The 9,348-nt window shown below is 70.4% G+C and carries 10 protein-coding genes and 1 tRNA gene; 6 read left to right on the forward strand and 5 right to left on the reverse strand.

The window, feature by feature from the left end:
- The first annotated feature begins 44 nt into the window (after positions 1 to 44).
- The gene (locus tag ABZX22_RS39735) at positions 45 to 1,916 is read left to right on the forward strand and encodes an AAA family ATPase (RefSeq protein ID WP_354920525.1); all 1,872 of its coding nucleotides are present in this window, start codon (positions 45 to 47) and stop codon (positions 1,914 to 1,916) included.
- A gap of 1 nt (position 1,917) precedes the next feature.
- On the opposite strand, the gene ABZX22_RS39740 is transcribed toward ABZX22_RS39735, so the two are convergent.
- Positions 1,918 to 2,004: transfer RNA gene (locus tag ABZX22_RS39740), tRNA-Ser, on the reverse strand.
- Between the two features lie 85 nt (positions 2,005 to 2,089).
- On the opposite strand from ABZX22_RS39740, the gene ABZX22_RS39745 reads away from it, so the two are divergent.
- The gene (locus tag ABZX22_RS39745; RefSeq protein ID WP_354920528.1) at positions 2,090 to 2,395 is read left to right on the forward strand and encodes an STAS domain-containing protein; all 306 of its coding nucleotides are present in this window, start codon (positions 2,090 to 2,092) and stop codon (positions 2,393 to 2,395) included.
- Between the two features lie 10 nt (positions 2,396 to 2,405).
- Here ABZX22_RS39745 and ABZX22_RS39750 read toward each other — a convergent pair whose 3' ends face one another.
- Genes ABZX22_RS39750 through ABZX22_RS39760 form a run of 3 tightly spaced genes read right to left on the reverse strand, consistent with a single transcriptional unit; the run spans position 2,406 to position 4,941 of the window.
- The gene (locus tag ABZX22_RS39750; RefSeq protein WP_354920555.1) at positions 2,406 to 3,101 is read right to left on the reverse strand and encodes a TIGR03943 family protein; all 696 of its coding nucleotides are present in this window, start codon (positions 3,099 to 3,101) and stop codon (positions 2,406 to 2,408) included.
- A 5-nt stretch (positions 3,102 to 3,106) separates the two neighbouring features.
- Entirely contained in the window at positions 3,107 to 4,087 is a 981-nt protein-coding gene (locus ABZX22_RS39755) for a permease (RefSeq protein WP_354920531.1), read from the reverse strand.
- Between the two features lie 17 nt (positions 4,088 to 4,104).
- On the reverse strand, positions 4,105 to 4,941 hold the full coding sequence (locus ABZX22_RS39760; RefSeq protein ID WP_354920534.1) for an NUDIX hydrolase: 837 nt from the start codon (positions 4,939 to 4,941) through the stop codon (positions 4,105 to 4,107).
- Between ABZX22_RS39760 and ABZX22_RS39765 the strand changes: the two genes are divergently transcribed.
- Both ABZX22_RS39765 and ABZX22_RS39770 read left to right on the forward strand, forming a co-directional pair.
- The gene (locus ABZX22_RS39765) at positions 4,934 to 5,326 is read left to right on the forward strand and encodes a DUF4328 domain-containing protein (RefSeq protein WP_354920537.1); all 393 of its coding nucleotides are present in this window, start codon (positions 4,934 to 4,936) and stop codon (positions 5,324 to 5,326) included. The two genes, ABZX22_RS39760 and ABZX22_RS39765, sit on opposite strands and share 8 nt — an antisense overlap.
- A gap of 149 nt (positions 5,327 to 5,475) precedes the next feature.
- A complete protein-coding gene (locus ABZX22_RS39770) occupies positions 5,476 to 7,080 on the forward strand; it encodes a hypothetical protein (RefSeq protein ID WP_354920540.1) in 1,605 nt (534 codons plus the stop codon).
- 225 nt (positions 7,081 to 7,305) lie between these two features.
- Here the strand turns inward: ABZX22_RS39770 and ABZX22_RS39775 are convergent, their stop codons facing one another.
- A complete protein-coding gene (locus ABZX22_RS39775; protein WP_354920543.1) occupies positions 7,306 to 8,124 on the reverse strand; it encodes a glycerophosphodiester phosphodiesterase family protein in 819 nt (272 codons plus the stop codon).
- A 162-nt stretch (positions 8,125 to 8,286) separates the two neighbouring features.
- Here ABZX22_RS39775 and ABZX22_RS39780 point away from each other — a divergent pair, with 162 nt between their 5' ends.
- Positions 8,287 to 8,649, forward strand: coding sequence for a metalloregulator ArsR/SmtB family transcription factor (locus tag ABZX22_RS39780; RefSeq protein ID WP_354920546.1), 363 nt, complete (start codon positions 8,287 to 8,289; stop codon positions 8,647 to 8,649).
- Positions 8,646 to 9,266, forward strand: coding sequence for an SRPBCC family protein (locus ABZX22_RS39785; protein ID WP_354920549.1), 621 nt, complete (start codon positions 8,646 to 8,648; stop codon positions 9,264 to 9,266). The genes ABZX22_RS39780 and ABZX22_RS39785 overlap by 4 nt, the downstream gene beginning before the upstream one ends.
- The last annotated feature ends 82 nt before the right edge of the window (positions 9,267 to 9,348 follow it).

Below are 9,348 nucleotides of genomic sequence, written 5' to 3' on the forward strand. Positions count from 1 at the left end.
AAGGTGTTTGCTGCCCCTTTACACCCGTCCCGAGGGGGAACACGGTGGCCCGGCACGATCGTGAGGAATCTCTCGAGGAACAGCTCGCCTGGCTCGACGCCATCAAGGAGAACGACGAGGAGTCCGTCAAGGTCAGCGCCAAGACCGGTGCCGTCGCCGTAGCCGCGGACGACACCGTCGTTTCACCGTATCCGAAAGACCCGTGGCTGTCGGTGCCGACCGAGCAGGAGACCCCGACCCCGCCGCTGTTCCGCGCCGCGGTCGACTCGGTGTACGGCCCCGAGGCGGCGCAGGAGCCCCCGGCCGAGGACTCTCCGGAGGACGAGGTGCCGGAGGAGGCAGCCTCTGAGGAAGCGGCGGAGGAGGAGGCGGCGCCGGCGGAGCCCCGGCCCCCGGCCTTCGGACGGGACGACGACGCCTTCATGGCGCCGCTGAAGCCGCTGCCCCGGCCGGACGACACCGACTCCTACCGGATGACGGCCTTCGACAAGCCGCTCGAGAGCGAGCCCGCGGGCAGCATGTTCGACCCGCTGCCGGCCGAGGAGCGCACGGACCCCTCCTGGCCGCGTCCGGCGTGGCCGCAGCCGCCCGCCGAGAGCTTCGAGGGCATCACGGACGTGGAGACGGTCGAGGGCGAGGTGGTCGACACCGAACCGGCCGTCCAGCCGCCGCGCCAGGAGAAGCCGGCCTTCGAGGGCTTCTCGTTCGGCCTGCCCAGGGAGGCCGACTCCGCGCCCCCGCGCTTCGTGACCGAGCCCCACGAGCCGGCCTGGCACGAGCCCGCGCGCCCCGAGCCGACGCGGCACCAGGCCGAGTACGACGAGGATCGCCACGAGACCCGGCCGTGGATCGAGCCGCCCGCGCTGGAGACCTCGGTGGAGACCTCGGTGGAGGTGGTCGTGCAGGAGGAGCCCTTCCCCGTACGGCGCCGCCCCCAGCCGCCCGTTCCGGCGTTCGCCGCGCCGCCCCGCCCGCCCGCCGGCGACCGGCCGACCGCCGAGAGCCTCGACCCCGACTCGCTGCTGCGCGGCAGGCGGAACGCTCCCGCCAAGGGCTGGCGCCGCCTGGTCTACAAGGCGTCGGCAGGGTGGATCAAGCCAGGCGAGCCCGCGGACGTCCGCCGTCGCAGGGCGCTGGTGTCCAGGGCGCGCACCCCTGTCTCGGCGGGGCACCACCGCGTCGCCGTGCTCAGCCTGAAGGGCGGCGTCGGCAAGACCACCACGACGGTCGGCCTGGGCGCCACGCTGGCGCAGGTCCGCGGCGACAGGGTGATCGCGGTCGACGCCAACCCCGACCGCGGCACGCTGTCGGACAAGCTGGAGCTGGAGACCTCGGCGACCGTGCGCGACCTGCTCAACGAGCGCGCGCAGATCAAGCGGTACGTCGACATCAGGGCCTTCACCTCGCAGGCCACCTCGCGCCTCGAGGTGCTCGCCTCCGACCGCGACCCGTCGGTGTCGGAGGCGTTCAGCGCCGCCGACTACCAGCAGGTCGCGCAGGTGCTGGAGAACTTCTACTCCATCTGCATCACCGACTGCGGCACCGGTCTGCTCCACTCGGCGATGTCGGGTGTGCTGGGCCTGGCCGACCAGATCGTGCTGGTCAGCTCGCCGTCGGTGGACGGCGCGCGGGCCGCCTCGGCGACGCTCGACTGGCTGGAGGCGCACCACTACGGCGACCTGGTCGGGAGCGCGACGGTGGTGCTGTGCAGCGTGCGGCCGCGCTCCAAGTCCGCGGTGGACATCGCCAAGCTGGAGGCGCACTTCGCGGCGCGGTGCCGTACGGTGGTCCGCGTGCCGTACGACCCGCATCTGGAAGAGGGCGCCGAGATCGACCTCGACCGGCTGCAGGAGCCGACGAGGGACGCCTATCTGCAGCTCGCCGCGGCCGTCGGAGACGGCTTCGCGGGAGCGTGAGCGGAGGGTAAGGGATTCGAACCCTTGAGGCCATCGCTGACCTGGCCGCTTTCAAGGCGGCTGCACTCGTCCACTATGCGAACCCTCCAGTGCGCACACCACCATAGCGGCTAACGCCGCCTCCGGCAGAGGTGTACCGTCGGGAGAAGGCTCCTACACCGGAGGCAACCGCGTTGGCCGAACTGAATGTCGAGGTGGAGCGCTCCACGGGGGCGGCGGTCGTGCGGCTGGAGGGTGACCTCGACAAGCTCACCGCGTCGGTGCTCGACCACCACCTGTCGCAGTTGCTGGAGGAGCGTGTCCACACGATCGTGGTCGACACCGCGGGGCTGGACTTCTGCGACTCCAGCGGGCTCTGGGTGCTGATCGACCATCTGCGTCACGTGCGGGAGCGCGGCGGCAGCCTCCGTCTCACGGGGGTCCACGGCGTGCTGCGGCGGGTGCTCGAGGTGACCGGGCTCAACGCCGCCTTCCCCTGAGCCCGCCGCCCTACTCGTACGGTTCCGAGGGGGCCGCGACCGGCTTCACATCGACGGCGGCCAGCTCGGCGTGGACGACGCCGGTGGTGTCCTCGTCCACCTCGGTCGGCACCCACGTGCCCGTGACCTCGACCCACGTGTCCGGCTTCGGCGGGGGCGCGTCACGCACGATCACCTTCAGCGCGTAGGCGTCGGCGGCGCAGCAGGCGAGCTGCATCCTCGTGACGTACCACTGCCCTTTCTTCCTGGACGGCGTGACGAAGCCGGTGAGCCTGACCGTCCTGCCCTTCAGCGTCTGGCTGGAGTCGCTGAACACCCTGCCGATGAACTCGCTCATCGGCATCTCGGCCGGTTCGTCGCCCTTCAGCGGCGCGTAGGCGTCCAGCGCCTGCGGCCGGGGCGGCGGGGCGTCCGACCTGGCCGCGGCGAACGAGCCGAGAGCAGGCGGCGCGATCAGGAAGACGGCGAACACCGGCAGGCACAGCAGCCACGCCACCCTCGGCCCGTGATGGTCGCAGTCGCCGTCGTGGTCGCCGGGAGCGGTCCTGCGGACCAGGCCGAGCAACCCGATCACGAAGATCACCAGGCCCGCCGCGACGAGGAACGGCCGGAAGCCCGGCTTGACGTAGTTGACGTAAATGGTGGAGAACGCCGAGATGCGCAGCAGCGCGCCGCCGAGCAGCATCAGGACCAGGTTCTGCGACATCCGGCTCACAGCAGGATCCAGCCGACGAGGACACTGGCCGTGATCGCGACGGCCAGCGTGACGGGCACGAACCTCGCCGCGAACGCCCTGCCGAACGTCCCGGTCTGCAGCGCGATCAGTTTGAGGTCGACCATCGGACCGACCACCATGAAGGCCAGCCTGGCCGTCGGAGAGAAGGCCGACAGCGAGGCGGCGACGAACGCGTCGGCCTCCGAGCAGATCGACAGCAGCACCGCGAGCGCCGCCAGCACCAGCACCGACAACCACGGCACCCCGGCCACCGCGGTGAGCCACTCGCGCGGCACGACGACGTTGAGCGTGGCGGCGGCCAGCCCGCCGACGATGAGGAAACCGCCCGCGTGCAGCAGGTCGTGGCGCATGGCCGCCAGGAACGAGCCGTGGTGGTGGCCCCTGGCGCGCAGCCATTCGCTCCTGCCGAAGCGCAGCCACAGCCAGCCCACGCACACCGCGGCGACCAGCGACGCCGCGAAGCGGGCCAGCACCATCAGCGGCTCACCGGGGAAGGCGACCGCCGTGGCGACCAGCACCACCGGGTTGATCGCGGGCGAGGACAGCAGGAACGCCAGCGCCGCGGCGGGCGTGACACCCTTCCTGATCAGCCCGGACGCCACCGGCACCGAGGCGCACTCGCAGCCGGGCAGCACCGCCCCCGCCAGTCCCGCCACCGGCACCGCCACCGCGGGCCGTTTCGGCAGCGCCCTGGTCCAGAAACCCTCGGGCACGAACGCCGCGATCGCCGCCGACAGCGCCACCCCGAACACCAGGAACGGCAGCGCCTGCACGCAGATCGCCACGAAGATCGTGGCCCACGTCTGCAGCCCTGGATCCGTCAGCTGGGGTGCGAGCAGGAACCTGCCCGCCAGCAGGGCGGCGACGATGCCGAGGAACAGCCACGGAAGCTGCCTGCCGGTGCGCGGCCGGCCCCATTCGTCGGGCGGGATCTCCAGCGTCCGGGGGACAGACATGGGCACATGGTGCCAGGTCAGAGCCGGCCAAGAAGCCACTTCGGGCCGGTCACCCCGGCGCCGAGGTCGGTGACCCGCTCGCGCAACCCCCTGTCCGCCGTGACGACGAGCACCCTTTCCCAGGGCTTCGCCTGCCGTACGATCTCGACGATCGCGTCGTCGCCGCTACCGTCGGCGTCGACGACCTCGATGCCGCCGACGGGCGGCAGACCGCGGGCCGCGCCCTCCACGACCGCGACCACGTCGGGGAACCACTCGGCGAGCACCAGGTGCCGCAGGCTCGCGCCCGCCGCCTCCGCCAGCAGCTTGGCCGCCGCGCCCTTGCGGTCCCGCCACCAACCGTGCTCGGCCCGCGCGCCGACGATGTTGGCGACGTCGAGCACCACCAGCTCGGGGTTCAGGGCGGTCTGGATCCGCGGCCACGTGACGGCGAATCCCGGATGGAGCTTCAGGCCGGCGATCTCGGGCGGCGTCAGCCAGCACAGCTGCGCGCTCTCCTCGTTCCCCGGTACGGCCGGCAGCAGCGTGCCGGCCTCGACGATCACGGTGTCGAACAGCCAGCCGCCGTGGTCGTCACGGTAGACGCCGCGCACCCGCAGCCCCTCCCCCGACAGCGCCGCCTCCTCCCTGGCCTCGCGCAGCGCGGTCTCGACGGGGTCCTCGTGACTGTCGCGCGCCCCGCCCGGCAGCCCCCAGGTGCCGCCGTGGTGACTCCACGGGGCGCGTTCCTGCATCAGCACGCGCGGCACGCCGTCCTGGTCCCAGTGGACGGCGAGCAGGCCCGCCGCGCCGTACCGGCCCCAGTGGGTGTGACCCTGCGAGCACAGGATCCACCCGTCACCGTCCTTGACCACCACTCTCACCTCCGGCCGCGCAGGGTTCCAGTCTTACCGGCCACACCGCCGTTCCGGCATACTGGCCGCGCCGGTCCTGCACACCTACGCCGCCGTCTTCCTGGTGGCCGGCTGGATCCTTCCGATCCTCAACCTGTTCGTGCCCAAGGGGATCATCGACGACATCTGGGCCACCTCCCAGCCAGGGGGCCAGCCGCCTGGCAGGGACCTGTCGAGGGTCCGCAGGTCGGGACTCGTCTTGGCCTGGTGGCTGACCTGTCTGGCTTCCGGCGGGGCCGGCCTGTGCGGGCGGTACGCCGACCTCGGCGCATGGAACGCGCCCGTCCTCCTGGCCGCCCTCGGGCTGTGGGTGGTCGCGGGCGGGCTGGCGATCGCGGTGGTCTGAAGATCACCTCGCTCCAGGAGAACGCGCGGGCGGCCCGCTGACCACCGCGAGGAAATCGACTCCGGCCGACATTCGTGGCCACCCAGATCGCGTGGCTCCGCCGGTGAGTTCTCGGCCCCATTTGGAAGATCGTCGAAGACAATCGGCGAGTGTCTCCTGTGCTCGATGTCGTCATGTGGATCGCTGTCGCTGCCGCGTCGGTCCAGGCGATCGCAGCGGTCATTCACGCCCGTCAAGGCCGCACAACGAGTGGGTCCGGTTCGCGTACGGCAGCGGCGCACGCCTTGGTCAAGCGAGGCCTGCTTGTCTCGGTGTTCATCGCGCTGTGGATGGCGACAGTCAACCACGTGTGGGAACGCAGGCAGTTCGGCAGGCTGTCCTATCTTGCGATCCGCGACGAGCTGCAGAACGCCACATTCCTACGGTTCATACTCTTCGTTGCCGACGTGGCCATCCATTTCATCGTCTTTCCTCTGGCATGCGCGGTGTCTGTTGCGATCGTCAGAAGCCTGGTTGTTGGACAACTGGACAGACCGCAGACTCTTGTCCATATCGTGACGCTGATCGCCACCCCCGCGTCTGGTGCGTTGGTTGTCGTTGCCGACGCGTACACCTTCGGGCTTTCCGGCCCCTGGCCGTTGATCGTTTTTGGCGCCACGGTCGGCCTCAACGTGGATGTCGGCGGTCCGGTCGAGCGATCAAGTGACCACGGCAGCCGGCTCGACGCCACAACTGATCCTGACGCGGAAACGTCGACCGTCGAGTCCGTTGGCGGACGGGCACATCAAAGCCCTGTCCGAGGATGCGCGTTGACCATTCTGGCGTGGACGCTGGGCGCCCTGGGGCTGTTGATGCTCTTCAGCGGCAACACGCTGTACAAGAGCCTTGTATCTGAGGCGGATGGCGACGTGGCACATCTCCCCTTGTGGGTACGCCTGCTGATCATGGCCGCCGTCTTGGCGACCGGGGGTCTGCTCTTCGCCGGCAGCAGCGCTCTGTTGAAACGGGGAAGGCAGCACCGCCACCGGATCATCCCCTTGTTCGAGGATCTCATCGGGGAGCGATATCTGCTCTACCTACGGCCCTTCGCCGTTGACCCCGTGATGGCCTTACCACCGACCGAGGCCCCGGGCTGGTACTTCCGCTCGCCCTTCGAGCTGCCGGGGCTCACGCAGGAGGAATTCGGGGTGCGGCAGTTCCGTGGCCTCGGCCGTGTCGTCGCGATCGGGCAACCCGGCGAGCGTCTGCCGGAGATCGGGGCGGAGCGCGGCTACGTGCCCGTTGACGACTGGCAGGACACGGTGAGCAGGTTGCTCCAGGGCGCGCACGCAGTGATCATGACGGCGGCCCCGGGTCCCGGGACGATGTGGGAATTCACCGAAGCGCTACGCACCATCGCACCCACCCGGCTGCTGTTGCTGATCTATGGCGAGGCGGATTACCACGCCTTCCGGGAAGGTGTCGCACAGGAGTACGCGACGAGGTCGTCCACCGAGGCAGCCGGAGCCGAGTGGCCACCGCTACCGCAATTACCGGACATTCCACCCGCTCCCCACACCAAGGGGCTCCCATGGGACTTCCCCCTCACAGGAATCCTGTCCTTCGACCGCCAATGGCGTCCGCAGTTCACGCGTTTCCCGCCGACCGTGCCGCGAATAAGGCACGTCTGGACCATACGCCGACTGGTACGGCGCGAACTCAAGCCAGTTCTGGACCAAGTGTCCCAGCTGCCCCCAGTGCCATCACTCGCGTAGCGGTTGGAACCCCTTGCTCGACGTGGGCGGGCGAGAGGTAGCGCCCCCCGTGGGCACCCCGCCCTCCGGGCAGGCTCACCCTGGCGCAGAACTTGTTCAGCAGCGGCTGGCACCCATGGTGTCGCGTGCCGGCGATCCCGGCCCGCGACCGTGACCGGCCGCCGGGGTGGCGGGCGTGCCGTTCGATCCGAAGGCGACGGCTGGAACCTGCGGCTGATCCGCGGGCTACGTGTCGGTGACCTCGTCCAGGACGTCGGGACGGTTGGTGATGATGCCGTCGACGTCAGAGGAGATCAGGCGACGCATCGTGTCGGCGTCATCGACCGTCCAGGCGAAGATCTCCATGCCGTGTCGGTGCACCTGCCTGACGTAGTCGGCGGTGAGGTCGTGGTGGGGTGGGTTGACCTGTGTGGCGAACCTCGCCAGCCCGGCCAGCTCCCCCGTCGACGGCGTGCCGAGCAGACCCACCGGGACCTGCGGCATGACCCGGTGGAACCGGCGCATCGAGCCCCAGTCGAACGACTGCACCACCAGCCCGCTCGACCATCCGCTCCGGCGCAGTTCCTCGGCCACGCGCGACTCGATGCCCGGGTAGAGGTGCGGGGCCTTGATCTCCAGCAGCAGTCCGAGCCCGTCCCCGCTGATCGCCCGCAGCGCCTCGCCGAGGGTGGGCACGGCCTCGCCCCGGTGATCCGGGGAGAACCACGATCCGGCGTCGAGCCTGCGGATCTCGGCGAGCGTGAAGTCACCGACCCGCCAGGGGGCGCGGCGCGGGAAGCGCCGCTCGACGTCGGTGGTGCGGGCCAGGGTGGTGTCGTGCATGAGGACCAGCTCGTGGTCCTTCGTCTCCTGGACGTCGAGCTCGACCATGTCGGCGTCCTGGTCGTCGGCCAGTTCGAAGGCCGCGACGGTGTTCTCGGGCGCGTACGCGGAGGCGCCGCGGTGGGCGACGTTGACGACCGCGGCCGCAGGGGCGGCGACGGCGGCGGGAGCGGGGAGGGTGGCGATCACGGTCGCGATGACGAGGCCGAGTCGTCGAAACATGGGTCTCCTCGGGGCCGGGGAGGGGGCCTGCGGTTTCGAACATGACCTGCGTTCATGACCGGAAGTCGATGGCAGCGTAACCCGGCGGTGTCGAGCCGATGAGCAAGCGACACGCGCTTATAAGACTTGCCTTATATAAGATGGAGCTTATATAGTCGGCTCGTGCACGCATTCGACATACTCGGCGACCCCGTCCGGCGCCGGATCCTGGAACTGCTCGCCGAAGGAGAGCAGTCGTCGGGAGCGGTCACCTCCGCCATCAGGGCGGAGTTCGGCATCTCCCAGCCCGCCGTCTCCCAGCACCTGCGCGTGCTCAGGGACAGCGGGTTCGCCAGCGTCCGCGCCGACGGCGCCAGGCGGCTCTACGCGGTGAACGCCGCACCCCTCCAGGAGGTCGACATGTGGCTGGAGCGTTTCCGCCGCTTCTGGAACCAGCACCTGGACGCCCTGGCCACCGAACTGGCCCGGGGCGCACGAGAACGGCGGCAGAAGGACCAGGAAGCCAACGAGGAGGAAACACCATGATCGACATCGCCCGGCAGATCACCGCCATCGGCCGCGAGGTCGCCCGGCAGCCCGCCGCCGGCGGCGAGACCGTCACCGTACGGCTGCGCCGCACCTACGACGCCGCCGTCGAGGACGTCTGGGACGCCCTCACCGACCCCGACCGAATCAAGCGCTGGTTCATGCCGATCAGCGGCGAGCTTCGGGTGGGCGGCACCTTCCAGCTGGAAGGGAACGCGGGCGGCGAGATCCTGACGTGCGAGCCGCCGCACGCCTTCAGGGTGACGTTCGGCGGCGAGACCAGCGTGGTCGAGGTACGGCTGGCCGCCGACGGCCCCGGCGCGACGGTCCTGGAAATGAAGCACACCGTGCCGATCGAGATCGCGGGCAGCGGCGCCGGCGCCCTGTACGTCGGCCCCGGCTGGGACGGCGCCGTCCTCGGGCTCTCGCTCTACCTGAGCGGCCAGACGGCAGGCGGCGACCCGGTGGCGGCCGCCCACTCACCCGAGGCGCTGGCCTTCTCGAAGGAGTCGGTGCTCGCCTGGGTGACGGCCGTCGAGAAGTCGGGCACGGCGACGGAGGAGGAGGTCGCCGCGGCCCAGGAGGTGTCCCTGAGCCAGTTCGCTCCCGGCCACTGACAGTTCAGGCCCTCCTTTCCGGTCACCCTTCCGGCCACGCGGACGTACGGTCGGCTCCAGTGGAAGGCGGCGACGGAAACGT

It is taken from the genome of Nonomuraea sp. NPDC003804 (genome assembly GCF_040610675.1).
Lineage (GTDB): Bacteria > Actinomycetota > Actinomycetes > Streptosporangiales > Streptosporangiaceae > Nonomuraea.

What these genes read in the sequence shown, in the direction of transcription:
- ABZX22_RS39750 (WP_354920555.1), bottom strand. Translation starts at nt 3,101, where the DNA reads ATGTCGCAGAACCTGGTCCTGATGCTGCTCGGCGGCGCGCTGCTGCGC.
- ABZX22_RS39785 (WP_354920549.1), top strand. Translation starts at nt 8,646, where the DNA reads ATGATCGACATCGCCCGGCAGATCACCGCCATCGGCCGCGAGGTCGCC.
- ABZX22_RS39755 (WP_354920531.1), bottom strand. Translation starts at nt 4,087, where the DNA reads ATGTCTGTCCCCCGGACGCTGGAGATCCCGCCCGACGAATGGGGCCGG.
- ABZX22_RS39775 (WP_354920543.1), bottom strand. Translation starts at nt 8,124, where the DNA reads ATGTTTCGACGACTCGGCCTCGTCATCGCGACCGTGATCGCCACCCTC.